We start from the raw sequence: 23,919 nt of genomic DNA on the forward strand, positions 1-23,919 counted from the left end.
TCACCCCCGGGGGCCGGTACGCCGTGGCGTACCGGCCCCCGGTCCGTATCCCCCTCGCTGGGCAGGTCGAACGGGTGTGGCATGGTTGATGGCGTGGTGATTCCGGCTGGCGAGCGTTCAGGTGCCACCGGGCCGGGCGGTCGTCCGGGCCCGGAGGGCACGGGTCAGTTCGGCGCGCTCGGGCTGCACCTCGCCGATCCGCGCGTCGAGGCTTCCGTGCTGGGCCTCCTGGATCGGGTCGAGGTCGACCTGCGGGCCAGCGTGGCCAGCGCCGACCCGCTCGTCACCGAGGCCAGCCGGCACCTGGTCGAGGCCGGTGGCAAGCGGTTCCGCCCGCTGCTCGTGGCGCTCGGCGCCCAGTTCGGCGATCCGGACGCCGCGCAGGTCGTCCCCGCCGCCGTGGTGATGGAGCTCACCCACCTGGCGACGCTCTACCACGACGACGTCATGGACGAGGCGGCCGTGCGCCGGGGCGCCCCGAGCGCCAACTCCCGCTGGACCAACTCGGTGGCCATCCTGGTCGGCGACTATCTCTTCGCCCGGGCCGCGGACATCGCGGCCGACCTGGGCCCGGAGGCCGTACGCCTGCAGGCGCGCACCTTCGCCCGGCTGGTGCACGGGCAGATCGCCGAGACGGTCGGCCCGCGCGGCACCGATCCGGTCGCGCACTACCTGCACGTCATCGCCGAGAAGACCGGCTCGCTGATCGCCACCTCGGCCCGCTTCGGCGGCATGTTCAGCGGGGCGTCCGCCGAGCACGTCGAGGCGCTGGCCGGCTACGGCGAGGTCATCGGGGTGGCCTTCCAGCTCTCCGACGACCTGCTGGACATCGCCAGCGAGTCGATGCAGTCGGGCAAGACGCCCGGCACCGACCTGCGCGAGGGCGTGCCGACCCTGCCGGTGCTCTACGCGCTCGCCTCCGACGACTCCGACGCGGCCAGTGTCCGGCTGCGGGAGATCCTGGCCACCGGGCCGCTGGTCGACGACGCGCTGCACGCCGAGGCCCTCGGCCTGCTCCGGGAGTCCCCGGCGCTCAAGCGCGCCCGCGAGACGGTCCGCAGCTACGCGGAGGACGCCCGCGCCCGCCTCGCGCCGCTCCCCGAGGGCCCGGCCCGCCGCGCCCTCGAATCCCTCTGCGACTACATCGCCGACCGCACCAGCTGACCCGCCGGCCTCCCGGCCGCGCGCCGCACCGTCCCTCCACGGCCTTGATCATGAAGTTATTGCCATCGGCCACGGCGTGTCGTGGCAATAACTTCATGATCAACGCGACGGGGACGGGGAGCGGGACAGGAGGCGGGCGCCCGCCAGCATGAACGCGGCGGCCAGGAGCATGGCGGCCGCCGCGGTGCCCCACATCGCCGGGTAGCCGGCCACGTCGGCGATCGTGCCGAGGCCGAGCGGCCCGAGGCAGCCGCCCGCGTACACCCCGGTCTGGGTGATCGAGGTGGCGGCGGCCGGTGCCTGCGGGTGGAGCCGGACCACCGCGAAGTTCATCAGCCCGGGCCAGGCCCAGCCGAGGCCGAAGCCGAGCACCACGCCGGCGACCAGCGGCACCGGGCCGGCCACCGCGAGCAGGACCAGCCCCACGGCGCCCACCACCAGCATCCCGGCGATCAGCGCGACGTGCCCGGTCTCCCGGCGGTCGGCCAGCCAGCCGGCGCCCACCCGGGCCGCCACGCAGACCGCGCTGCCCAGGGTGAGGGTGAGCCCGGCCAGCGCCGGGGACAGCCCCCGGCCGGCCGCCGAGTCGACCACGAAGGTGCCCAGGGCGTTCGCCGCGGCGGCCGCCAGGGTGGCCGCCACGCCGACCACCACGAGCGCCGTCGTGGCCCGGCCCGCCCGGCCGGCGGCGGGCCGGACCCGGTCCCGCTCGACCGGGGGTACGGCCGGCAGCGCGGCGAGCGCCGCGAGGGCGGCCACCACGAACGCCCAGCGCCAGCCGGCGGTCAGCGCGACGGTCGGCACCGCCGCGCCGGCCAGCAGGGTGGAGACCGGGATGGCGGCCTGCTTCACCCCGAAGGAGAGCCCCTGCCGGTGGGCGGGCACGTGGCGGGCCAGCGCGGCGTTGCTGGCCAGCTGGCCGAGGGCGTTGGCGGCGGCGCTGAGCGCGAGCAGCGCGACCAGCACCGGGTACGACCGGGCCAGCCCCGCCACGGCCAGCAGCGAGCCGGCGGAGAGCAGGATGCCGGCGCGGGCCACCACGTCCGGCCCGTACCGCTCGACCAGCGCTCCGGAGGGCACCGAGGCGAGCGCGCTGACGCCGAAGTAGACCGAGACGGCCAGGCCGAGCCGGGCGGGGGTGAGGTCGAGGTCGTCGCCCATCTGCACGGCGAGCCCACCGACCAGGAAGACGGGCAGGACGCACGCGATCGTGGTGGCGATCGCTCCCGCGTTGACCCGGACGGTACGCCGGGGCGCGGGCGGAGCGGGGTGCAGCGCTGTTTCGGTCATGGTCCGGCAAACCTACGCCGGTCACGTTTCGGCAGCTGATCGTGTCTGTCGGTGCACTGTCTGTGCCCGGTGATCTGGCATCCTCGATCCGAACAGGCATTTCGCACTCGGCCTGTTTTTCATATGGTGTAAGTCCCCGGCGGCGGAGGTGGTTGTGCGTGACCCCTTGGCGGAACCTTCGGACCTGATCCGAAGTGTCTCCCGCGCGCTACGAGTGCTCGAGTCGGTCGGCCGTGCGCCGAAAGGGCTCACCGTCAAGCAGATCGCCCGCCGCTGCGAGCTGACCGTCGCCACCACCTACCACCTGGTGCGCACGCTGGCGTACGAGGGTTACGTGATCCGCCGGGAGGACGGCACGTACATCGTCGGGCTGGAGGTCGCCGACCGCTACCGCGAGCTGGTCACCGCGTTCCGCGGGCCGCCGCCGGTCGGGGAGGCGCTGCGGCGGGCCGCCGCGGACACCGGCTGGAGCCACTACCTGGGCCGGTTCGTCGGCGGCCAGGTGGCGGTCACTGCGGTGTCCGAGGGGCCGCGCTCGCCGTACCTGGAGGACCTGGTGCCGGGCTTCGACGAAGGGGCCCACGCCACGGCGCTCGGCAAGAGCCTCCTGGCCACCCTCACCGCCGAGCAGCGGTTCCGCTACCTGCGCGAATACGGCATGCGCCCGTTCACCGGCGCCACCCTCACCACCACGGAGGCGTTCGAGGCCGACCTGGCGGCCGGCGACCGGCGCGGCATGCAGTTGGAGCTGGGGCAGTTCCGGCAGGGGGTGGCGTGCGCGGCGGTGCTGGTCACCCCCGACAAGGACATCGAGCGCCGCGTCGTGCTGGCCTGCGCGCTGCCGGCCAGCGAGATGATGACCTCCGCCCGGGTGGTCCGGGCCAAGCTGCTCACCGTCGCCCGCGCGGTCGCCGACGGCATCGCCGCGGACGCCTGACCCGGCGCGCCGTGACCTGCGGCTGAACCGTTCGGCGTCACGGCACGTATCAAGTGGCGAACGCATCGCCGGTCTCCCCGCCGCCGGAAGCGAGGTACCGCCATCAGCGACCACGACGCCCAACTGCTGCGCGCGCTGCACGACGAGCATGCCGACGCGCTCTTCGCGCACGCCCTCCGGCTGGTCAACGGCGATCGGTCGCGCGCCGAGGACCTGGTGCAGGAGACGCTGCTCCGGGCCTGGCGGCACCCCGAGTCGCTGGACCCGCGGCGCGGCTCCGTCCGCGCCTGGCTCTTCACCACCGCCCGGAACCTGGCCATCGACGCCTGGCGGCGGCGGTCCACCCGGGTCGGCGAGGTCTACACCGACGAGCTGCCCGAACCTGCCGAGACGGTCGACGAGACGGAGCGCGCGGTGGAGGCGTGGACCGTGGCCGAGGCGCTGAACCGGCTCAGCACGACCCATCGAGAGGTGCTCGTCGAGTGCTTCTACCAGGGCCGGTCGGTGGCGGAGGCGGCCGCCCGGCTCGGGGTGCCGCCGGGCACGGTGAAGTCGCGGACCCACTACGCGCTGCGCTCACTACGGTTGGTGCTGGCCGAGATGGGGGTGACCGGATGACCCGCTGCGAGTTCGAGCACGACGACGGCGCGTACGTCCTGGGCGCCCTCGCCCCCGCCGACCGGGCCGCCTACGAGCGGCACCTGGGCGGTTGCGCGCCCTGCCGTGAGGCGGTGGCCGAGATCGCGGTGCTGCCCGGCCTCCTGGGCCGGCTCGACCCGGCGGGGCTGGAGCAGTTCCTGCCGTCCGCCACCGAGACCTCCCGGGTGCCCGCGCTGCTCGACGCCGCTCGGGACCGCCGGCGCCGCGAGCGGTCCCGGTCCCGGCGCCGGTACGCGCTGACCGCGCTCGCCGCGGCCGTGCTCGCGGTGCTGGCCGGCGTCGGGGTGTCCCTGGTCCGTCAGCCGGCCGTACCGCCGCCCACGGCGTTGCCCACGACCACCGCGGCGCCGGTGACCATGACGGCCATGCAGCCGGTCGCCGGCGCGGTGCCGCTGCACGCCGAGGTCGGCCTGACCGACAAGAGGTGGGGCACCGAGGTCACCATGCGCTGCGGGTACGACCAGCGCGCCGGTCACCGGGAGGCGTACACCTTCCGGCTGGTGGCGCACGGCCCGGACGGTGCGACGGAGCAGGTCGGCACGTGGCTGGCCGCCCCCGGCGACAACGTCCGCGTGGTCGGGGCCACCCACTTCACCCACGGGGAGCTGGTGCGGCTCGAACTGGTCCGCGCCGACGGCACCCCGGTCCTCGCCTTCGACGCCCGCTGAGGCGCGGTCAGCGGGCCTCGGCGGGCACCAGGGTGGCGGCCCGTGCCCGCGCGCGGGTCCGGCGGGCGTGGCGGAGGGCGTCCGCGGTGAACACCACGAGGGCGACCCAGACCAGGCCGAACCCGGCCAGCCGGGCCGGCGGCATCGGCTCGTGGAAGACCAGCACGCCGCAGCCGAGCTGGAGGATCGGGCCGACGTACTGGAGCATGCCGAGGGTGGAGAGTGGCAGCCGGTTCGCCGCGCCCGCGAAGAGCAGCAGGGGGATGGCGGTGGCCGCACCGGCCAGCACCAGCAGCGCGGTGTGTCCCGCCGAGACGTGTCCGAAGGTGGCCGCGCCGCTCCGGGTCAGCCAACCCAGGTAGGCCAGCGCCGGAAGCGCCAGCACCGCCGACTCGACGAAGAGCCCTTCCGCGGCGGGGAGGCCGAGGCGCTTCTTGACCAGCCCGTACCCGGCGAAGCTGAAGGCCAGCACGAGGGCCAGCCAGGGCAGCCGGCCGTAGTCGACGGTCAGCACCGCGACGGCCGCCCCGCCGATGCCGAGCGCCACCCACTGCGCCGGGCGCAGCCGCTCGCGCAGCAGGAAGACCCCGATCAGCACGATGACCAGCGGGTTGATGAAGTAGCCGAGGGCGGTTTCCACCACCCGGTCGGAGTTCACCCCGTAGATGTAGGTGCCCCAGTTGACCGCGATGAGCGCGGCGGCGGCCGCGATGGCGGCCAGCGTCCGGGGCCGCCGGGCCAGCGCGCGCAGGAAGGCGATGTTGCGCATGGCGGCCAGCAGCAGCGCCACGAAGACCACCGACCAGACGATCCGGTGCGCGAGGATCTCCACCGGGCCGGCCGGGCGGAGCAGCTTCAGGTAGATCGGGAAGAAACCCCAGATCAGGTACGCGCCGAAGCCGTAGAGGTAGCCGAGACGGGTCTGGTTCACGCCTCTACCGTAAGTGGTGAACCGGCACTTTGCTCCTTTCCGGTGAGCTGGGTCACCCGCTGGTCGTACTGCATCCAGCGGTCCGGCTCGACCGGGCTGAAGCCGACCTTCGCGTAGACCCCGTGCGCGTCGGCGGTCGCCAGCACGATCCGGCGTACGCCCCACTCGGCCAGGTGGTCGCGGGCCGCTCCGGCCAGCCAGGTGCCCAGCCCCCGGCCGCGCTCGGCCCGGTCGACGTAGACGTCGCAGAGCCAGGCGAACGTCGCCTGGTCGGTGACCACGCGGGCCACCGCCACCTGCCGCCCGTCCCCGGGCCGGTAGACGCCGAAGCCGATCGAGCCGGCGAAGGCCCGCCTGACCGTGTCCCGGTCCCGCCCCAGCGCCCAGTACGCGTCGGTGGCGAGCCAGTGGTGCACCCGGTCCAGGTCGAGCCGGTCCGGATCGGTGGTGAGCAGGTAGCCGTCGGGGCGGGTCAGGGTGAACACCCCTCCGACCCTAGTTGCGGCCGCACCGGGCCTCGCCAGCCAATTCCCGCCCACTGGCCTGGGCCGGCGGGCGGGAATCGGCGGGTGATGCGGGCTCAGTCGCGGTCGAGGACGGCGCCGAGGATCCAGGTGACGATGCCGACGAAGAGCGCGCCCAGCACCGCGGCGGGCCAGAAGCCGTCCACGTGGAACGGCAGCCCGGCCTCACCGGCGATCCAGCTGGTGAGCAGGAACAGCAGGCCGTTGACCACCAGCGCGATCAGGCCGAGGGTCAGCAGGTAGAACCCGCAGCCGACGGTCTTGATGATCGGCTGCAGCACCGCGTTGACGACCCCGAAGATCACCGCGACGAGCACCAGCGTGGTCACCGTCTCGGTGGCCGAATCCGAGTCCAGCGTGATGCCCGGGATGAGCAGCGTGGCCAACCAGAACGCCACGGCCGTCGTGCCCAGCCGGATCAGGAGACCCTTCAGAAAATCCATGGCCGGGATCGTGCCACGCCGCGTCGACTCGCGGAACCCGTGCCGGCTCAGCGGCGGGCCGGGCGACCGACCAGTTGCGACTCGATCGGCGTCGGCGAGAGCAACGCCCACCGCAGCGCCCGCCGGTTCACCACTGCCACCATGTCGTCCCGGATCCGGGTCAGCCACTCCGCCGAGCCGCCCAGGCCGAGCGCCGCGCCGGCCAGCGCCGCCTCACCGGGGTCGAGCGGTTGCAGGATCGCCAGGTCGGCGCGGGCCAACGCGGCCGTGTCGGCCGGGGTCAGCTCGTCGCGGACCACGAGAACGGACTGCCACGCCGCCGCGGGGCCGGCCTCCGGTGGCACCGGGCCGGCGTCGACCACCAACAGCAGGGGACGCAGCGGGGAGCCGGGCGGGCCGCCGACCGGCCGCCCCGGCGGGACCAGCGGCACCGCGCCGCCCGGCCCGCCGACCCCGCGGACGAACGGCTCCCAGAGCCGGGGCCGCGCCGTCTGCACCGCCACCCGCGCGCCGAGCGCCAGCGCCCGCAGGGTCAGCAGCTGGGCGGCGCCCACCCCACCCACCAGCAGCAGGCGGGTCGTCGTGGGACGGAACAGGCGTACGGTCACCGCGCCGCCGTGCCGGTTGGCGCCCACCATCAACCCGGACTCGCCGAGGGCGAACTCCAGGGCGGCCAGCTCGGGCCCGAGCGGGGGCGCGTCCGGCCGGGCCGCCGCCAGCGGCAGGGTGGCGGCCAGCCCGCTCAGGTGCTCGCCGTCCAGCCGGCGCAGCTCGGCACCGACATCCCCGGCGAGCCGCCGGAGCGCCCGCTCGGCCACCGACAGCTCCGCGGTGGTGTGGGCGGCCAGGCGTACGGTCAGCTCGCCCGGCGTGGACGCCGGGTCGGCACCGATCCGCGGACCGACGCAGAGCGAGACGGTGGTGGCGGTCGCCGGCAGCGCCAGCAGCCGCGGCACCAGCCGCCGTGCGGCGTCGGTGCGCGGATCCGGCCAGCGGCGCAGCCGCCAGGTGGTCTGCGGGAGCCCGCCCACGGTCACGGCGGCCCAGCTCTCCCGGACCGGAGCCCCGGCGTCGTGGTGGGCCAGTTCGGCCACCACGCGCAGCGCTGCGGGGCCGCCGAGGGGGCGACCGGTGAGCGGCCCGAGCCGGCGCACGATCCGCCGGACCGTGCCGGACAGCGCCCGGCGCAGCTCGTCGTCGGACCAACCGTCGGCCCGGAGCACCCGGACGGCCAGCACCACCCGGGCCCGGGCCGCCAGCCGCCCGTCGGTGAGCTGCCGGTACGAGGTGCCGGCCGTGCCCGCCCCGGCGGCGGGGGCCGGCGCGGGCGACGCGGAGAACAGCAGCTGGATCTGCACCGGGGGGCTCTCCGGTCCCACCGGGGGCAGCAGGCCGAGCGGCGGCGGCAGCTCCCGCGGGCCGTCGCCGAGCAGGTCGTCCGGGTCGCCGATCTCCAGCAGCGCGGTCATCCCGGCGGCGTCCTCCAGCACCGCCGCCGGACCGCCGGCCAGCTCGGCCGCGTGCACCGCCGTGCCGGGGCGGGCCAGCTCCAGCAGCGCCGCCGGCCCGCAGGCGGCCGGGAGGGCGCGCCGCCGGGTCAGGTAGGCCACGCCGACGGCGAGCCACTCGAAGAGCCAGCGCCCCCGGAGCCGGACCCAGGCGGCGGGCAGCAGCATCGCCGCCAGCAGCAGGGCGGCCGCGGTCACCAGGACGCCCCGGCCCACGGCCGCGACCAGCGCGGCCACCGCCACCTGCGCCGTCACCACCTGCCCGGCCCGGACCGACGGCGCCGGCCGCCGGATCCGGTGTGGAGAGTCGGCGGACGCCGGTCGTGCGGTGGTGGTCGCGGTCACCGCACCTCCTCCGCGCGTTCGCCGGGTGACGCCGCCGTGGCTCATCGTAGAGCTTCGCTGTCCACAGGGGAGCCCGAGGGGTAGCAGAACCGGAGTCGGACGGCTACCGTCAGCGACGAGTTCCGTCGAGCGCGCCCGCCGTCCCCTTCCCCCCCCTTCTCCGGTGGCGCGCTCCGGCGAGTCCACGGTGGTCGCTCCGGCGGCCAGCCACGACCGAGGAGACGAGGTGACGTCCGGGGTGTCCCAGACTCAGGCACAAGCCGCGGTGATGCAGCAGACCGCCGCGAAGTTCGAGCAGGTCGACCAGTCGTTGCAAACCATGCTCAGCGGCCTCATGGCCGAACTGGAGGTGCTGCAGCAGGCCTGGCGGGGCGCCGGCGGGCGCTCCTTCGAGCAGGTCAAGCAGCAGTGGGCGCAGGACCAGACGGCCCTGCAGCGGGCGCTGCGGGAGACCGCGACGGCCATCCGCACCGCCGGCCGGCACTACGACGTGTCCGACACCGAGGCCGCCGGCCGGGTGGCCGGCACCAACCGCGGCATCCAGCTGCCCCTCTGATGCACGGGAAGGACCGATCGATGGACCATGGTGTGCTGGTCGTCAACTTCGCCGCTCTGCAACAGGCCGGCGCCGACATCCAGAGGGCGCTGACCACGCTCGAGAGCCAGCTCGGGCAGCTCGAACGCGACGCCGCCCCGCTGGTGTCGAGCTGGTCCGGCGAGGCGCGCGAGGCGTACGAGCAGCGGCAGGCCCGCTGGCGGGCCGCCTCACAGGACCTCCAGGCCATGCTGCGCGACATCAAGCTGGCCGTGGAGGACTCCGCGACCGACTACCTCGACACCGAGAAGCGCAACGTCAACCTGTTCCAGTGACCGCCGCGCGAGGGCGGCACGGGCTCCTCCGCCCGTGCCGCCCCGTCGCTGCCCTCTGGCCGGGCGGTGGTGCGGGTCAAGCCGGCCCGGCCGGGTGCCAGCGGCGGCGCGCCCCGCGGGGCAGCACCACGGCGAGCAGCACCACGGCCACGGCCGCGGCGCCGGTCGCGGCACCCACCAGCAGCGCCCGGTGCCGGGCCGACGTGCGGCGGGCCTGCCGGGCCAGCTCCGCCTCGTCCCGGCCGCCGGCCGGCAGGGCGGCCCCGCCCCGAGGGCGAGCGGCGGCGACGACCGGCGACTCGGTGACCGCCCGGTACGGGTTCAGCACCCCGGAGCCGTAGCCGTCGCCCCGTCCCGGGGCCGGATCGGCGCCCGCCACGATCCGCCGGGCGATCTCCGCCGCGCCCAGCTCGGGGTGATACTGCCGCAGCAGCGCCGCGGTGCCGGCCACGAAGGGCGCCGCGTAGCTCGTCCCCTCCGCCCGGCGGTGGCCCTGCCCGGGCGCCGCCATCAGCACGTCGCTGCCCGGGGCGACCAGGTCGACGTACGGGCCGGTCTGGGAGAAGGCGGCGCGGGTGCCGTCCGCCCCGACCGCACCCACCCCGAGCACGCCGTCGTACGCGGCCGGGTACGGCCGGGGGTCCCCGCTGTCGTGCAGGTTGCCGGCGGCGGCCACCACCACGACGTCCCGCCGCACCGCGTAGGCGACGGCGGCGCGGACGGCGGGGTTGTCCGCGTACAGCACGACGGAGAGGTTGACCACGTCGGCGTCGTGGTCCACCGCCCAGCGGATGGCCCGGGCGAAGTCGGCCGCGCCGACCGTACGCCCCGACTCCCGCCCGTCGACCACCTGCTGTTCGCTGACGCGTACGGGCAGGATGCGGGCGCCCGGGGCGAGCCCGCGGAAGGCCACGCCCGGCCGGGGCGCGGCGGCGACGAGGCTCGCCACGCCGGTGCCGTGCCCGGCGCAGTCGCGGGTGCCGTCACCGCCCGGATCGAGGAAGTCGGCGCCGTCGAGGACCCGGCCGGTGAGCTGCGGGTGCGAGCGGTCCACCCCCGAGTCGACCACCGCGACCACCACCCCGGCGCCGGTGGCGAGCGGGGCGAGCCGGTCCGGCGCGTACCGTTGCTGGGGCCATGGCTGCTCCGCCACGGGGCGGGCCGGCGCGGGCGGTGCGGCGCAGGCCGAGGGCGCGCGGGCCGAGGCCGGGGCGACCGGCAACCCGGCGACGACGAGGGCCGCCAGGACGGCCAGGGCCGGGCGCGCGGTGGGCCGGGACATCGACGGCCTCCGTATCGTGTCGACTCCGGAACGGGATGTTAGCGCCTCGCCGAGGACCCGGCCGACCGTCGACAACCAGGCATTTGTGATCTTGTTACCACCTTGTAGGTTGTAGGCGATGCCTGTGGCCTGTTCGCGGAAGGAGAGGTGGCCGTGACCGGATGGGAACCGGCCACCGAGGCCGAGGTGGCGATGCGCGATGCGCTGCGCGCGCAGGACCAGCAGCTCTACTTCCGCATCCTGACCCGGCTCGATCTGCTCCTGCCGGTCGCCGCGGAGACGCTCGCCGGGCCGGGCCCGGGGGGCTGGGGCACCTGGACCACCGGTGGCCGCACGCACGTGCTGGCCTTCACGTCCGCCACCGCGCTGCGCGCCTGCCTGGGCGAGAACGCCGGCGCCACCCGCCGCGTCCCGTACGCCGGCCTGGCCGGCGACTGGCCCAACCCCGAGTGGTGGCTCGCGGTCAACCCCGGTCTGCCGATCGAGGGCTACCTGCCGGCCTGGTTCGTCGCGCAACTCGCCCGGGGTGACATCCGGCTGCCGGGCCGGACCATGGGCGCCCGGACCCGCCTGGAGCGGGTGGAGAGCGCCGCCCGGGCCGCCCGGGGTGGCCCGGCCGCCCCCGGCCGGGACGTCCCGCCGTCGCCGGTGCCCGGAGGGCGAGTCCCGCCCGACCCGGTCCGGGCTGGACGCGGCCCGGCCGGCGCCGAGCCGTCGACCGTCCCGATCCCGACCGTCCCCGCCCCGAGCACCCGGGCCGCCGTGCCCGACCCGGCCACCCCACCGCCGGCCCTCCGCCCGGACCCGCCGGTCCCGCCGCCGGCCCTCCGCCCCGACCCGGCGAACGGCCGGCTGACTCGCCCGCTCGGTCGCCGTGCCCCCGACGACGCGCGACCCGCCGACGCCGCCGGCGCCGATCCGGGCCTGGACAACCTCGCCGGCTGGCTCACCGACCTGCGCCGGCGCCCCGACGAGTCGGATCCGTTCGCCGGCGCCGGCCGATCCGGACCGGCCAACGGCCGGCCGGCCGAGCCCGCGCCGCCGCCCGCCCGGTCCTTCTTCGACCCCACCTCGGGCCGCTCACCCCGGCGGCCGTCGCCGCTCGACACGCCGCACCGCGGCGGGGACCGGGCGGTGCCGCCCTCCCGGTTCGCCGGCGGCGGCCAGCCGTTCCCGCGCCGCCGGCCGTTGAACGAGCCGGTGCCGCAGGACCCGACGCAGGCGTTCCGGGTGGACTCCGCCGAACCACCGGCGGATCGGCCGGCGGCGCGGGAACGGCCGTTCCGCCCCGCCGCGCCGCCCGCCGAGACCACCCAGGCGCTGCCCCGCCGGCACGCGGGCGCGGGTGACGACCCGGGCCCGGACGAGCGCACCCAGCCGATCCCCGGCACGGGCCACCCCGCCGAGGCCGAGGAGATCCCGCCGTCCATCGCCGAGCCGGTGCCCGGCCCGCCCGCGCCGCGTCGGGGCTTCACCCCGATCGTCATCGAGGGCACCGTCATCGAGTCCCGCGATCTGACCGAGCCGGTTCCGCCCCCCACCGCCGGTGCGTCGCCCGAGCCGTACGGGGTGCCCACGGCCCCCGCCGCCGCGTCCGCGATGGCGGCGGCCACGGCCGACGGCGGTTCGGCCGCGCCGTGGGCCGGTCCCACCGACCCCACCCTGTCGCTGACGGTCGACCCGCCCACCGCACCCGCCCCCGTCGCCGCCGAGCCCACCGATCCGGGGGAACGGCCCTTCGGAACGCCGGGCGAGCCGACCATGTTCGGCCCGTCGGCCCCGGCGGACGACCCGCGCGCGGCACTGTTCACCCCCGCGAGCCCCGACGAGGGTGCCGGCTCGCCGCCGGATGAGCGGACCGCACCGCCGGTGGAGCCCCCGACCGTCCCGGCGGGGTGGCCGGCGGACGAGACGACGACGTCGCTGTTCGCGCCGGCCGCGCCGGCGCCCGAGCCGACCACCACGCTGTTCGCCCCGGCCTCCCCGGCGCCCGAGCCGACCACGTCGCTGTTCGCCCCGGCCCCACCGCCGGCCGAGCCGGCCACCACGCTGTTCGAGCCGACCGCGCCGGCCGCCACCGCGGACGAGCCGACCACGTCGGCGTTCGCACCGACCGCTGCCGACGAGCCGACCACGTCGGTGTTCGCGCCAGCTCCTGCGGACGAGCCGGCCACGTCGGTGTTCGCGCCGACCGTTGCCGACGAGCCGGCGACGTCGGTGTTCGCTCCGGCCGCCGCGGACGAGCCGACCACGTCGGTGTTCGCGCCGTCCGCAGCCGACGAGCCGACCACGTCCGTGTTCGCGCCGGCTCCTGCGGACGCGCCGGCCACGTCGGTGTTCGCGCCGACCGCCGCTGCCGGGTCGCCGGAGGAGCCGGTGGCCGGCGCCATCCCGTCCCCGGCGGGCGTCGCCGGCAGCACCGCCGAGGCCGACTTCGTGCCGGCGAACGAGGTGGAGGAGGAGCTGCTGGCCGCGGCCGGCAGCGGCAGCACCGACGGCTTCCTCACCACCCTGCTGCTGGCCCGGGTGCTGCTGCCGGTCGCCCCCGAATCGGCGGCGGGCAGCCGTCCGGGGGACGCCGGCTTCGTCTGGCGTACGGAGCAGATCGACGGCGGGACCTACGTGGTCGTGCACACCTCGCCCGAGCGCCTGGCGGACCGGGCCGTCGGGCCGGTCGAGACGGTACGCGTCAAGTTCGTCCAGCTCATCCGCCGCTGGCCGGACGTGAGCTGGTCGTTCGCCGTGAACCCGGGCACACCGGTCGGGGCGACGTACCCGGGCGAGCAGGTTCTCGCGCTCGCCAACTGGGCCGCCGAGGTGGGGCTGGGCGACGACCCCGAGACCGAGCCGGAGCCGCCCGCCGCCGCACCGAAGTCGTCGACCGAACCCCGGCCCGTCCCGCCGGCGGTGGACCCGACCCGCCCGGTGGTCATGCAGAAGGCGATCGCCCCGAGCCAGCTCGCCTACTACCTGGAGCGCGGCTACGACCGGGTCTCCGGCTTCGTGCACCGGGCCAGCGAGCTGGCCCACCTCGGCACCCCGGCGGAGCTGTACGACGCGCTCGGCCTCGGCCACCCCGGCTCGCCGTTCTCCCGGGACGCCGAGGAGATCTACGTGCTGCGCTGGCCGGCCTACCGACCGAGCCTCTACCGCATCCCGTACGGCGGGCAGAACGAGGCCGCGATGCGGGCCATGGAGGGCTGGGTGATCGAGCGGCCGCCGTTCCGCGGCAACGGCTTCGCGCCCGGGGAGAGCAGCGACGTGGTCGCCGAGTTCAAGGTGGACAGCGCCCGGCTGCCGCACGGCGCCGAGCTGTGGCGGATCGGCGCGGACCGCAGCGAGCGGGTGGTCGCCGTGCTGGACAGCGACGAGCTGCTGTGGCGCCGGGCGGGTGACGCGTGACCCGCGACGGCTACGTGGCCCGCTGGCGGGGCCGGGAGTACCAGGCCAGCCCCGACGGCGGCGACGTCCGCCTGTACCAGCCGGAACCGGGCGAGGGCTTCACCGAGGTGCGCCCCGGCCGGCACGTCCGGGTGGTGCCGGTGGCCGAGATCGAGGACCTGGCGTACGTGCGGACCACCTGCACCTGGCAGGGGCAGCCGTTCATCGTGCTCGCCGAGCACGACGGCTGGCTGCGGGTGGAGTACACGGGCGGCCGCTGGCCGGTGGCCCAGGGGATGCGGCTGGAGGCCTTCGACTTCGGCGTCTACCAGGGCTGGGCGCCCGCCGGCGAGGTGACCGACCTGCGCGAGCAGCGGGTCTGAGTCAGGACTTCGTCCAGCGCAGGATCTCGCCGAGCACCAGGTCCCGGGCCTCCACGTGCGGGAAGTGGCCCACGCCGTCGAGCAGCCGCCACTCGTAGGGGGCGGTGACGTAGCGGCCGGAGCCCTGGGCGGTGCGGGGCAGCGAGGCCCGGTCCAGCGCGCCGTGCAGCTGCAGGGTCGGGGTGACCAGCGGCTTCTGCATCAGCCGGACGAACCGGTAGCCGTGCAGCCGCAGCACCGACCGGAACGCCCAGCGGTAGCCCTCCATGGCGCAGAACGCCGCCTGCGGGATCTGCATGGCCACCCGGCAGCACCGGGCGTACGCGTCGAAGTCGGGGCCGTTCACCCAGCGCGGCCCGCCCCAGCGGCGCAGCATCGCCTCCACTTCGGCGGCGTCGTCGCGGGTCAGCACGTGCTCGTAGCGGGGGAGCTGGAACTTCAGCGTGGGGGTGGACGCGGTGAACTGGCCGCGCGGGTCGGCGAAGATAGCGGCCCGCAGCCGGAGGGGGTGCGGCGCGCCGAGCACCACGAGCCGCCGGACCAGGGTGGGGTGGAACGAGGCGGCCGTCCAGGCGATGAGGCCGCCGGCGCCGCTGCCGACCAGGGTGGCGGACCGTTCGCCGAGGGCCCGGATCAGGCCCGCCACGTCGGCGGCGAGGGTGTAACCGTCGTACCCCCGGGGTGGCTTGTCGCTCGCGCCGTAACCGCGCAGGTCGACCGCGACCGCGCGGAAGCCGGCGTCGGCGACGGCCGGCAGCATCTCGTGCCAGGCGTACCAGTATTCGGGGAAGCCGTGCAGGAAGAGCACCATGGGGCCGGTGCCGGCCTCGACGACGTGGAAGCGGCTGCCGTTGGCGCCGACGAACCGGTGGGTCCACGGCCCCTCGGGGAGCACGCAGGCCTCGTCGACGGGTCCGCCACGCTGGTCGGTCATGGGGCACAGCCTAGGGCCGGCACCGCGCGGGCGGTCCCGCAGGTGCTTCAGGATCAGGGGATTCTCCGGGAGATGCCGGACCGGCCGGGCACCGGAAAGGGCGGTGCCCGGGCAGGTGACCTGCCCGGGCATCGCGGGGTGTAGCGGTGATCAGCGGCTCAGGAGAAGCGGACCTTCATCGAGGTGCCGTTCTGCTGGAGAACCTTGATCTTCACACCGGCGGCCGGGAGCTTGACGCCGTGGTTCGGCAGCTCCGGGTACCAGTACTGCTTGGTGTCGTCGAACAGCGGCTGCGCGGCCTGGCCACGGATGTACTGCGGCTGGCTGTTGATGTGCAGCGTGAACGAGTCCGCCTTCTTGAGGCTGAACGGCGCGTCGTAGACCTGGACGCGGGCCCGCCACGGGGCGCCGGTCAGGTTGTAGATCGGCCGCGGGTGCGCGTCGATGTAGAGGTTACGACCCTCACCCGGGTGCTCGAAGGTGTCGTTGTCCGCGTACCGGAGGTTCCAGTACGAGATCAGCAGACCCTCCTGGTACGCGTAGTGGTCCACCCAGTCCGGGCGGGTGTTCGCGTAGCCGAAGTAGTACGGGCCGGTCTTCAGGTACTTGTCGTACGAGACGTACGACCGGTTGCCCGCGATGTAGTAGTTGTCGAAGAGCCGGGTGTAGCTCTCGCCGGTGATGCTCCAGCCGGCGAGCGCCCAGTCGCCGGCACCGGTCTCGGCGCCGTCGCTGAGCAGGGTCTGGCCGTCGGCGGTCACGGTGATGGCGTCACCGAAGAAGCCGCCCGAGGCCACGCCACCGTCGGTGACGTAGTGGAACCGGAACTGCGCAACCTTGCCGGCCGCCGCGTCCATCGGGATGTTGATGTCCACCCACTTGCCCGCGCTGCTGCCGGTGAGGCCCGGCGTCGGGTCGGTGTTGGACACCGGCGGGATCGGCTTGCCGTTGACCGTGCCGTTCAGCGCGTTCCACGTCTTGCCGCCGTCCAGCGACGCCTCGAAGAAGAGGTAGTCGTAGCCGGTCTCGATGTTGAAGCGGCCCTTCATGGACAGCGCCGCCGAGGTCTTCCCGGTGAAGTCGAGCGTCCTGGTCATGGTGTTGTTCAGGTCGTCGTCGTTACCGGAGAAGTACTGCTTGGTGCCCTCGAACGGAGCGCCGTACTGGAAGGTGTACTCCCGCTGTGGCAGCACCACGACCGCGGCCTGCGCCTTCTTGGAGTTGTACTCCTCCGGGCCCAGGTCCAGGTCGCGCTTCTGCCCGGCCTTGACCACCTCGTAGTCGAGCCAGCCGAGCTGGAGCTTGTTCCAGGCGCCGAGGTCGCCACCGCGCTCGCCGATGCCCTGGTCGTTCTTGTCACCGAGCCGGCTCTGGGCCATCAGGGTCCAGTGCTCGTTGTTGTTGTCGCCGCCGTTGATGTTGTTGTAGTCGTCCGGCAGGCCCAGGTCGTGGCCGTACTCGTGGTAGAAGACGCTGCGGCCACCGTTCTCCGGCTGGATCGTGTAGTCGCGGATCCAGACGCCGGTGTCGCCGATCTGGGTGCCGCCGATCGGGAAGTTCGCCGGACCCACGCGGGAGGTGTTGTACGCCGCCCAGCGGTGGCTCCAGATGGCGTCCTCACCCTGGTGCGGGTCACCGTCGGCCTGGTCGCCGCCGGAGTGGACGATCTGGAAGTGGTCGATGTAGCCGTCCGGCTCGTTGAAGTTGCCGTCGCCGTCGTAGTCGAACCGGTCCCACTGGTCGAACGACTGCATGTCGGCCTTGATCTGGGCGTCGGTGCGGCCCTTGGCCTTCTGGTCGGCGACCCACTGGTTCGCGGCGTCGCGGATCAGGTCCCAGGTGTTCGGGCAGACGTTGTCCGCGCAGACCGCCGGGTCGCCCGTGGGGTCGTCGTCGGCCTTCGGGTCGTCCGAACGGCCGTAGCGGGCGGCGTTGTACTTGACCTTCACCCAGTCGGTGACCGTGCCGTCGACGGTGTAGCGGCCGGACGACTGGGCCTCGTAGTACTGCTTGAGCGACTCGTCGCCCGGCTTGGTGCCGAAGTACAGCTGCCGGAAGTGCTCGGCGCTGTAGTCGGCCTGCCAGACGGTGGAGTTGTCCACCGCCCGGTTGGGCTTCGGGATCTCGTTGTGCTGCGGACCGTCGTACCCGGTCGGGCCGGCGATGTCCGGGTTGATGTCCTTGTCCGGGTAGGCCGGGTCGCGGTCGTCACCGAACTCGGCGAGGATCACGAAGATCTTGTCGGTCCGCTCCCGGGCCAGCTCGACGTACTGGTCCTTCTTGCCTGCCTTGGCGGTCCGGGCGCCGGCCGCCGCCGCCGCGCCGCCGGCGGTCTCGCCGACCTTGACGACGGTGCTGCCGTTGATCTTCTGGGCCTTGGCCCGGCCGGACAGGACCTCGCTGAGGCCCTCCTGGCGGAGTGCCCGCCGCTTGTCCTCGAGCTTGTCCGGCAGATCGTGAGGGGCCTGCGGCTCGGCGACCGCCGGAGCGGCAGCCGGCAGCTTCGGGGTCGGCGCCGCGCTGGCGGCCGCGGAGCCGGCCACCAGTCCCGTCGCCGTCAGCGAAAGCCCGAGCAGACCCACTGCGACTTTGCGCACGTGGTACCTCCGGTGTGAGGGAACCGGCCCAACGGGGGTACGGGCCGGTGGAAGATCCCATTAGTGGGACCACTGGTGAAGATAAACATTCCCGTGACGCGTGGGAAGACAGACGCGTCAATTTGTAGCAACTTTTTGTTGGGAACGCTCCTCACCGTCACATCAGGATCGGTCAATCGGGTCGCGTGAGCTGGGGCGAAAGGCTTCGGGGTACGCGAAAGGGGCCGCCGGCGTCGCCGCCGACGGCCCCTTCCGTGTGGTGCTACCCGATCAGTTGCTGACCTTGACGACCATGTCGCTGGTCGGGGTGGTGCCCTGCTTCAGGATCTCGATCTTGGTGCCGGTGCCGGCGACCTTCACCGAGTTCCACGGGTTGTTGCTGTTCCAGTACTTGTTGACCCCGCTGTCGGTGAACACCGGCGTCGGGTCGAGCTTCGGCACGGTGACCGCCACGCCGTTCAGGTGGAAGGTCTGCGCCGGCTTGGCGTACCGGCTGAAGGTGCCGTCGTAGCCGTTGCGCCGGTTGGTGATGGTGCCGACGCCGCCGACCTGGATCTTGCCCGGCCGAACGTCGACCGGCAGGTTCAAACCGTAGCCCGGGTGCTCCGACGTGTTGTTGTCGCCGTACGCGTAGTTCACGTACCAGACCAGCAGACCCGGCTGGACGGAGAACCGCTCCACCCAGTTCGGCCGGCTGTTGTTGAACCCGTAGTTGTACCCACCGGTCCGCAGCGTGTCGTCGTAACCGAAGTAGGTCCGGTTCTCGGCGATGTAGAAGCGGGGGTAGGTGTCGGTCACCGAACCGCCCATCCGGGTCCAGCCCTTGGCGGTCCACTCCGCGGCGAGGGTCTCCGCGTCGTCGGTCCAGGCCACCGCGCCGTTCTTGGTCAGCGAGATGTTGTCCAGGAACGGACCGGCGAAGTGCACGCCGCCGTCGGTGGCGTACCGGTAGCGGAACAGCACCGACTTGCCGGCGTACGCCGACAGGTCGTAGGTCGAGTCGACCCAGGCGCCGTTGCTGGAGCCGTCGATGCCGCTGTCACCCGCATCGACCAGGTTGTTCTTGACGTCGGCCCAGGTGGCGCCGCCGTCGGTCGACACCTCGGCGTAGAGGTAGTCGTAGTCCTCTTCGATGTCGTACTGCAGCTTGGAGGTGATCGACGCGGAGGTCGCGCCGGTCAGGTCCAGGGTGCGGGTCAGCGAGGCGTTCAGGTCGTCCGCGCTGCCGCCCCACCACTCGTACGACCCGCCGAACGGCGTGTTGTAGTTCGTGGTCTGGGTCTGCGCGGGCAGGTTCACCACGACCGCCTGGGCCTTCGGCCCGTCACTGTCGCCCGCCGGGCCGAGGGTCACCTGGGTGGTGCCCGAGCCGTAGTCGACGGTCGAGTGGTTCAGCCAGCCGAGGAACAGCTTCGACCACGGGTCCATGTAGCCCGGGGTCGAACCGATGTCGTCGGTGCCGTGGCTCAGCCACGAACCCGAGGACATCAGGCTCCAGAAGCCGACGCCGTTGTCGCCGCCCGCGGTGTCGTACAGGTCCGGCAGACCGAGGTCGTGACCGTACTCGTGGGCGAAGACCCCGAGGCCACCGTTCTCCGGCTCCGTGGTGTAGTCACGGATCCACAACCCGGTGTCGCCGATCTGCACACCGCCCGCGAGGTTGCCGGCCGGGCCGGCCTTGCCCTCGAGGTTGGTGAACGCCGCCCAGCGGTGCGACCAGATGGCGTCCTCGCCCTCGGCGCCGCCGCCGGCCTCCTCGCCCTCACCGGCGTGCACCGCCTGGAAGTGGTCGATGTAGCCGTCGGGCTCGTTGAAGTTGCCGTCGCCGTCGAAGTCGTACCGGTCCCAGACGTCGAACTGCTTGAGGTAGTCCTTGATCTCCTGGGACGACTTCCCGGCCGCGGCCTGGGCCTGGTACCAGGACGTGGCGCTGTCCCGGACGAAGTTCCAGTACCCCTCGGCCTCGGAGATGTTGTCGTTCGGGTTGTCCGGGTCGTCGTTGTGACCGTAACGGGCCTCGTTGTAAGGCACCGTGATCCAGTCGCTGACGTCACCCTTGACCGTGTAACGACCACCGGACTGCTTCAGGTAGAAGTCCCGGAACGACTCGCCCTCACCGTAGAACATGTCCATGTAGTGCTCGCGGTGGAAGTCGGAGCGCCACAGGGTGCTGTTGTCGTCGGTGGAGCTGCCGTCCCAGTTGCGGTCCGGCTCCGGGATCTGGTTGACCACCGGGCCCGCGGCGCCGCCGGCGCGCGGGTCGGTCTTGTCGCCGAAGTTGACCAGCATCGTGAAGATGGGGTCTTCCTTCGGCGCCTGCTGGTACTCGACGAACAGGTCGTCCTTGACCTGGATGACCTTCGAGCCGTTGCGCGTCTGAAGCTTGGCCTTGCCCCTGAGCAGGTCGGAGATCGCCTGCTTCTTGAGCTCCCGCTGCTGATCCGCCTTCGGATCCGCGAGGTTGTCCTTGCCGTGCTTCGCCTTCTCGACGCCAGGCGTGGGCTCCGCCGCCGGGGCGGCGGACACCGGCGTCGTGACGACACCGGCTGCCAGCAGCGCGGCCGCGGCCGAGGCCAGGCCCGCTGTGACTCGTCTCCTCAAAGGTCCTCCTCCTTTGTGGATGTGTTACATGGCAGGGGCAGCCAAAGCCATCACTGTCATGTCAGGCGTCACTCACAATGACAGGTGTTTGCATCGTTGTCACCGGTCAATCACCCGATGATTCGCCTTTTTTTCCTGGGCAAATCAGGGCAAAAGAGCGCAGCGATTCAACACCGATTCGCATTACGGTTCGGCCACGATCACTCTGAGTGATGGTGATTATGAGGCCCCCAAAGGGGAGCGCAGTGGCCCCGGAAAATGTCACACCAGCCGGAAGAAGAATTGTCCGCGTGTAAGAAGGGCGGGGCCCGCCCGGAGCAGTGTGCTCCAGACGGGCCCCGCCGTGTGGTTCCGACGCGCCCCCGGCGTGTCAGGTCACGGTTTCGGTGGGGTCACCCACACCATGGCGTACGCGTTGTCCCTGGGCGCCCACTTGATGGTGATCGAGACGCCGTACGCGACGCCTGCGTCACCCGGGTTGCCGGTGCCCAGCACGATGGCCCCGCCGCCGAGCGTCGAACCGTAGTAGTCCGTCGCCGGCGTGCCGTCCGGGTTGGTCACCCGGGTCGTGTACTTCGCGTTGCCCTTCGACGGGACGACCACCGAGGCGTCGTTGTCCCGGGCGTACGCGGCACCGTCCCGGATCTCGATGCCCGGGTACCAGCCCTTGGCGTCGGTGAATCCCTTCACCGGGCCCTGGGCGGGGAACTTCGTGCAGTACTCGCTGTACGGCTCGTCGGCCGCCTCCAGGCACTCCCGGAACGGGTACGTCGGCTTCAGGGTGAAGGCCGCGTTGGACGACTGCGGGCGGCTGGGCAGGTTGTCCAGCACCGACGGGTCCTTGACGGCCGCCTCGCCCTTGCGGCGCAGCGGGTCGTTGTGCGAGTCGACGATCAGCAGGCCGCCCTTCGCCCCGTAGCTGGGCAGCGCGGTCATCTGCGCGGTGACGTGGTTGACGTCGCCCAGCTCCGTGTCCCGGTACCAGACCAGCATGCCCGGAGCGTTGTACGCGATCCGGTCGACCTTCCACGCCTCGTGCGAGTAGATCGTGTCGTACGCGTACTTCAGGCCCTTGTCGAAGCCGTCGAAGTTGCGCCACTCGGCCAGGTAGTAGTGCGACTTGACCTGGGTGCCCGAGTCGGTGTGCCAGCCCGCGCCGCTGGTGTCGGTGAAGGTGCCACCGGTCTGGGTCCAGCCGTTGGCGCCGCCCTCGACGTCGTCGCTCCAGGTGGTGGCGCCGCCGCCGGTGACCGAGAAGTCGTCGGCGAACCAGCCGCGCTCCTGGAACGCCTCGTCGGTCGCGTACCGCAGCCGGACCTGGACGGTCTGACCGGCGTACGACGACAGGTCGACGTAGTCGTGCCGCCAACCGCCGGTGGTGCCGGTCAGGCCGTACTTCTTGTTGCCGAAGTCGACCATCCGCCCGTTCGGGTCGGCGTAGCCGTCGTCGGTGGTGACGAGCTTGCCGGTGTCGTCGTAGACCTTCCGCTCGGTCCAGGTGTTGCCGCCGTCGGTGGACACCTCGACGAAGCCGTAGTCCCAGTCGGCCTCGATGACGTAGTTGTTCCACATCCAGAACTTCGCGTCCGCGGCGTTCGGGACGGTCACCGTCCGGCTCAGCTTGACGTCCGCCCAGGCCTGGTCGGCGCCCGAGTACCACATGTTGGCGCCGCTGTGCGGCTGCGCGAGCGTGATCACCTTGTCCGGCAGGTTGATCTTGATGCCGTCCTCGGTGCCCACCGGCGTCCGCGACGTCTGGCCGAGCTTGACCAGCCGCGAGCGGTCACCCGCGTTGACCTCCAGCGGGTCGGCCCAGCCCAGCACCCACTTGTCCCAGAGGCCCATGTGGGTCGGCAGCGCCTGGAAGATCTCGCCGCTGTGCGAGCCCGAGGCCATCAGGTCCCAGAAGTCGACGTCCGAGTCGGCGTTGCCGGAGGTGTCGTACAGGTCCGGCAGGCCGAGGTCGTGGCCGAACTCGTGGGCGAACACGCCGACGCCGGCGTCCTCCGGCTGCACGATGTAGTTCGACACCTTGAGGTTGGTGCCGGGGATCGTGTAGCCGCCGGCCACGGTCGAGGAGTGCGCCCAGACCGAGTAGACGCCGATGTCGCCGCCGCCGCGGGACTTGCCCTGGTTGGCGTGCACCAGCACCAGGTGGTCGATCACGCCGTCCGGCTCGTGGACGTTGCCGTCGCCGTCGCGGTCGCTCTGGTCCTCGATGTCGTAGTCGGCCCACGGGAAGCTCGGGTCCGCGGCCGCCAGCGCGTCGATGGCGTCGGTGGCGAGGCGGCCCGCGCCCTGCGGGTTGTCCGGGTGGCCGTTCATCGACTGCTCGCGACCGGCGACCCAGTTGCCGTTCTCGTCCTGGAAGCAGCGGGAGGCCGCGTACCAGCCCTCCGAGTGCGGCACCGTGATCCACGGGCTGGCCTGCCCGTCAACGGTGTACGCGCCCTTGGACATCTCCAGGTACATGTTGTGCATGGTCCGCCCGGCGAGGCTGATGCCCGGCTTGCCGTCCGGCCCCTTGAGGTCCTTGCGGACCCGCTCGGTGATGCCCTTCTTGGTGTAGAGCATCTTGTCGTAGTGGGCCGGCGAGAAGTCCGGCACCCACATCGAGTTGTTGTCCTTGTGCGGCAGCGTCGCCGGGTTGGGGATCGTGTTGTGCCGCGGTCCGTTCTGGACCGTGCCCGGCACGCACGTCCGGTCCTCGAAGACGGTCTTCGGGACCATCACGTTGGTGAAGTCGTCGTTCGCCTTGTCGTTGAACTCGACCAGCAGGGTCAGCAGCTTCGCCGTCTGGGTGCTCTTGGCCTTCTTGATCCGGCGGGGGCTCTGGCCCGTCCGGATCGCCTTGGCCTCCACCTTGGCGAGTTCCCGCGCGGCAATGGGGTTGCCCCCGGCGTACTTGCGGTCGTAGGCCTGGGCCTCGTCCGCCGCCGAGGTGAAGACGCCGTCCCGACCCTTGACCTCCTTGCCGCCGGTGTCCGGCTGCACCTCGGGTTCGGCGTAGTTGATGTAGTACTCGTCCGCCCCGATCGTGACCGGCGCGGGGCCGGACGTCTGGGCGGCCGCGCTGCCCGTCACGGTCAGCGACGTGGCGGCGAGGGCGATGGCGGGCAGCGCGACGAGTAGGCGTCGGCGTGACCCGGTCCGTGGAGATGTGTGCATGCCACTCCGTTCGTAGGGCATGGGGGGAGAGAGTCGGCCGGCCGGCCGTCGTAGTGACGTCCGTCTAACCCGTCCGATGCGGCTGAACCTAAATGAGAAGGGTCCCTCACCGACAGGGGTGAACTGCCCCTCTGCCCGTTCAGCCCGCAGCGCCTCCACCGAACTTCCGACGCGTGGCGGGAAAACGACGATGGGTGACGGCCCGTCCGGACCGTCACCCATCTCGGGGTACG

18 protein-coding genes are annotated in these 23,919 nt (G+C 73.1%); 8 read left to right on the forward strand and 10 right to left on the reverse strand.

The features are described 5' to 3' along the window. Positions 1 to 81: 81 nt before the first annotated feature. Positions 82 to 1,164 (forward strand): polyprenyl synthetase family protein, encoded by a 1,083-nt coding sequence (locus tag ABZ452_RS07975; RefSeq protein WP_357940170.1) that lies wholly within the window; start codon positions 82 to 84, stop codon positions 1,162 to 1,164. A 99-nt stretch (positions 1,165 to 1,263) separates the two neighbouring features. Here ABZ452_RS07975 and ABZ452_RS07980 read toward each other — a convergent pair whose 3' ends face one another. After that, positions 1,264 to 2,454 carry an MFS transporter gene (locus ABZ452_RS07980; RefSeq protein WP_357940172.1) on the reverse strand — a complete coding sequence of 397 codons (1,191 nt, stop codon included), beginning with the start codon at positions 2,452 to 2,454 and terminating at the stop codon, positions 1,264 to 1,266. 154 nt (positions 2,455 to 2,608) lie between these two features. Between ABZ452_RS07980 and ABZ452_RS07985 the strand changes: the two genes are divergently transcribed. The 3 genes from ABZ452_RS07985 to ABZ452_RS07995 all read left to right on the forward strand — a co-directional run bounded on the left by ABZ452_RS07985 (position 2,609) and on the right by ABZ452_RS07995 (position 4,719). After that, on the forward strand, positions 2,609 to 3,391 hold the full coding sequence (locus ABZ452_RS07985) for an IclR family transcriptional regulator C-terminal domain-containing protein (RefSeq protein ID WP_357940174.1): 783 nt from the start codon (positions 2,609 to 2,611) through the stop codon (positions 3,389 to 3,391). A gap of 102 nt (positions 3,392 to 3,493) precedes the next feature. Then, positions 3,494 to 4,009 carry a sigma-70 family RNA polymerase sigma factor gene (locus ABZ452_RS07990; RefSeq protein WP_151461344.1) on the forward strand — a complete coding sequence of 172 codons (516 nt, stop codon included), beginning with the start codon at positions 3,494 to 3,496 and terminating at the stop codon, positions 4,007 to 4,009. Next, positions 4,006 to 4,719 (forward strand): zf-HC2 domain-containing protein, encoded by a 714-nt coding sequence (locus tag ABZ452_RS07995; protein WP_357940176.1) that lies wholly within the window; start codon positions 4,006 to 4,008, stop codon positions 4,717 to 4,719. Before ABZ452_RS07990 ends, ABZ452_RS07995 begins: the two co-directional genes overlap by 4 nt. Positions 4,720 to 4,726: 7 nt before the next feature. Here ABZ452_RS07995 and rarD read toward each other — a convergent pair whose 3' ends face one another. From rarD to eccE, 4 genes are all read right to left on the reverse strand, one after another. Continuing rightward, positions 4,727 to 5,650, reverse strand: coding sequence for an EamA family transporter RarD (gene rarD, locus ABZ452_RS08000; protein WP_357940178.1), 924 nt, complete (start codon positions 5,648 to 5,650; stop codon positions 4,727 to 4,729). Further along, entirely contained in the window at positions 5,647 to 6,135 is a 489-nt protein-coding gene (locus tag ABZ452_RS08005) for a GNAT family N-acetyltransferase (RefSeq protein WP_357940180.1), read from the reverse strand. Before ABZ452_RS08005 ends, rarD begins: the two co-directional genes overlap by 4 nt. A gap of 95 nt (positions 6,136 to 6,230) precedes the next feature. Then, on the reverse strand, positions 6,231 to 6,617 hold the full coding sequence (locus ABZ452_RS08010; protein ID WP_151461348.1) for a phage holin family protein: 387 nt from the start codon (positions 6,615 to 6,617) through the stop codon (positions 6,231 to 6,233). Positions 6,618 to 6,664: 47 nt separating this feature from the next. Next, a complete protein-coding gene (gene eccE / locus ABZ452_RS08015) occupies positions 6,665 to 8,470 on the reverse strand; it encodes a type VII secretion protein EccE (RefSeq protein ID WP_357940182.1) in 1,806 nt (601 codons plus the stop codon). Positions 8,471 to 8,708: 238 nt separating this feature from the next. Between eccE and ABZ452_RS08020 the strand changes: the two genes are divergently transcribed. Together ABZ452_RS08020 and ABZ452_RS08025 are read left to right on the forward strand one after the other, a co-directional pair. Next, complete coding sequence (locus ABZ452_RS08020; protein WP_357940184.1) at positions 8,709 to 9,026, forward strand: WXG100 family type VII secretion target; 318 nt, start codon at positions 8,709 to 8,711, stop codon at positions 9,024 to 9,026. Between the two features lie 20 nt (positions 9,027 to 9,046). After that, positions 9,047 to 9,340 (forward strand): WXG100 family type VII secretion target, encoded by a 294-nt coding sequence (locus ABZ452_RS08025; protein ID WP_357940186.1) that lies wholly within the window; start codon positions 9,047 to 9,049, stop codon positions 9,338 to 9,340. A 76-nt stretch (positions 9,341 to 9,416) separates the two neighbouring features. On the opposite strand, the gene mycP is transcribed toward ABZ452_RS08025, so the two are convergent. Next, positions 9,417 to 10,622, reverse strand: a complete 1,206-nt coding sequence (gene mycP, locus ABZ452_RS08030; RefSeq protein ID WP_357940188.1) for a type VII secretion-associated serine protease mycosin — start codon at positions 10,620 to 10,622, stop codon at positions 9,417 to 9,419. A 153-nt stretch (positions 10,623 to 10,775) separates the two neighbouring features. Between mycP and ABZ452_RS08035 the strand changes: the two genes are divergently transcribed. After that, positions 10,776 to 14,024 (forward strand): hypothetical protein, encoded by a 3,249-nt coding sequence (locus tag ABZ452_RS08035; protein ID WP_357940190.1) that lies wholly within the window; start codon positions 10,776 to 10,778, stop codon positions 14,022 to 14,024. Then, on the forward strand, positions 14,021 to 14,386 hold the full coding sequence (locus ABZ452_RS08040) for a hypothetical protein (RefSeq protein WP_357940192.1): 366 nt from the start codon (positions 14,021 to 14,023) through the stop codon (positions 14,384 to 14,386). The genes ABZ452_RS08035 and ABZ452_RS08040 overlap by 4 nt, the downstream gene beginning before the upstream one ends. 1 nt (position 14,387) lies before the next feature. Here ABZ452_RS08040 and ABZ452_RS08045 read toward each other — a convergent pair whose 3' ends face one another. The 4 genes from ABZ452_RS08045 to ABZ452_RS08060 form a co-directional block, all read right to left on the reverse strand. Then, entirely contained in the window at positions 14,388 to 15,320 is a 933-nt protein-coding gene (locus ABZ452_RS08045; protein WP_357940194.1) for an alpha/beta hydrolase, read from the reverse strand. A 158-nt stretch (positions 15,321 to 15,478) separates the two neighbouring features. Then, complete coding sequence (locus tag ABZ452_RS08050) at positions 15,479 to 17,902, reverse strand: immune inhibitor A domain-containing protein (protein ID WP_357941031.1); 2,424 nt, start codon at positions 17,900 to 17,902, stop codon at positions 15,479 to 15,481. Between the two features lie 285 nt (positions 17,903 to 18,187). Next, complete coding sequence (locus ABZ452_RS08055; protein ID WP_357940196.1) at positions 18,188 to 20,518, reverse strand: immune inhibitor A domain-containing protein; 2,331 nt, start codon at positions 20,516 to 20,518, stop codon at positions 18,188 to 18,190. Between the two features lie 375 nt (positions 20,519 to 20,893). Continuing rightward, the gene (locus ABZ452_RS08060) at positions 20,894 to 23,686 is read right to left on the reverse strand and encodes an immune inhibitor A domain-containing protein (protein WP_357940198.1); all 2,793 of its coding nucleotides are present in this window, start codon (positions 23,684 to 23,686) and stop codon (positions 20,894 to 20,896) included. Between the last annotated feature and the right edge of the window lie 233 nt (positions 23,687 to 23,919).

Origin of the sequence: Micromonospora sp. NPDC005707, from assembly GCF_040631005.1 — a bacterium.
Lineage (GTDB): Bacteria > Actinomycetota > Actinomycetes > Mycobacteriales > Micromonosporaceae > Micromonospora.

Bases quoted from the DNA above. Each gene is read 5' to 3' on its own strand.
- ABZ452_RS07975 (WP_357940170.1), top strand. From the start codon at position 82: ATGGTTGATGGCGTGGTGATTCCGGCTGGCGAGCGTTCAGGTGCCACC.
- ABZ452_RS07980 (WP_357940172.1), bottom strand. From the start codon at position 2,454: ATGACCGAAACAGCGCTGCACCCCGCTCCGCCCGCGCCCCGGCGTACC.
- ABZ452_RS07995 (WP_357940176.1), top strand. From the start codon at position 4,006: ATGACCCGCTGCGAGTTCGAGCACGACGACGGCGCGTACGTCCTGGGC.
- ABZ452_RS08010 (WP_151461348.1), bottom strand. From the start codon at position 6,617: ATGGATTTTCTGAAGGGTCTCCTGATCCGGCTGGGCACGACGGCCGTG.
- ABZ452_RS08025 (WP_357940186.1), top strand. From the start codon at position 9,047: ATGGACCATGGTGTGCTGGTCGTCAACTTCGCCGCTCTGCAACAGGCC.
- mycP (WP_357940188.1), bottom strand. From the start codon at position 10,622: ATGTCCCGGCCCACCGCGCGCCCGGCCCTGGCCGTCCTGGCGGCCCTC.
- ABZ452_RS08045 (WP_357940194.1), bottom strand. From the start codon at position 15,320: ATGACCGACCAGCGTGGCGGACCCGTCGACGAGGCCTGCGTGCTCCCC.
- ABZ452_RS08060 (WP_357940198.1), bottom strand. From the start codon at position 23,686: ATGCACACATCTCCACGGACCGGGTCACGCCGACGCCTACTCGTCGCG.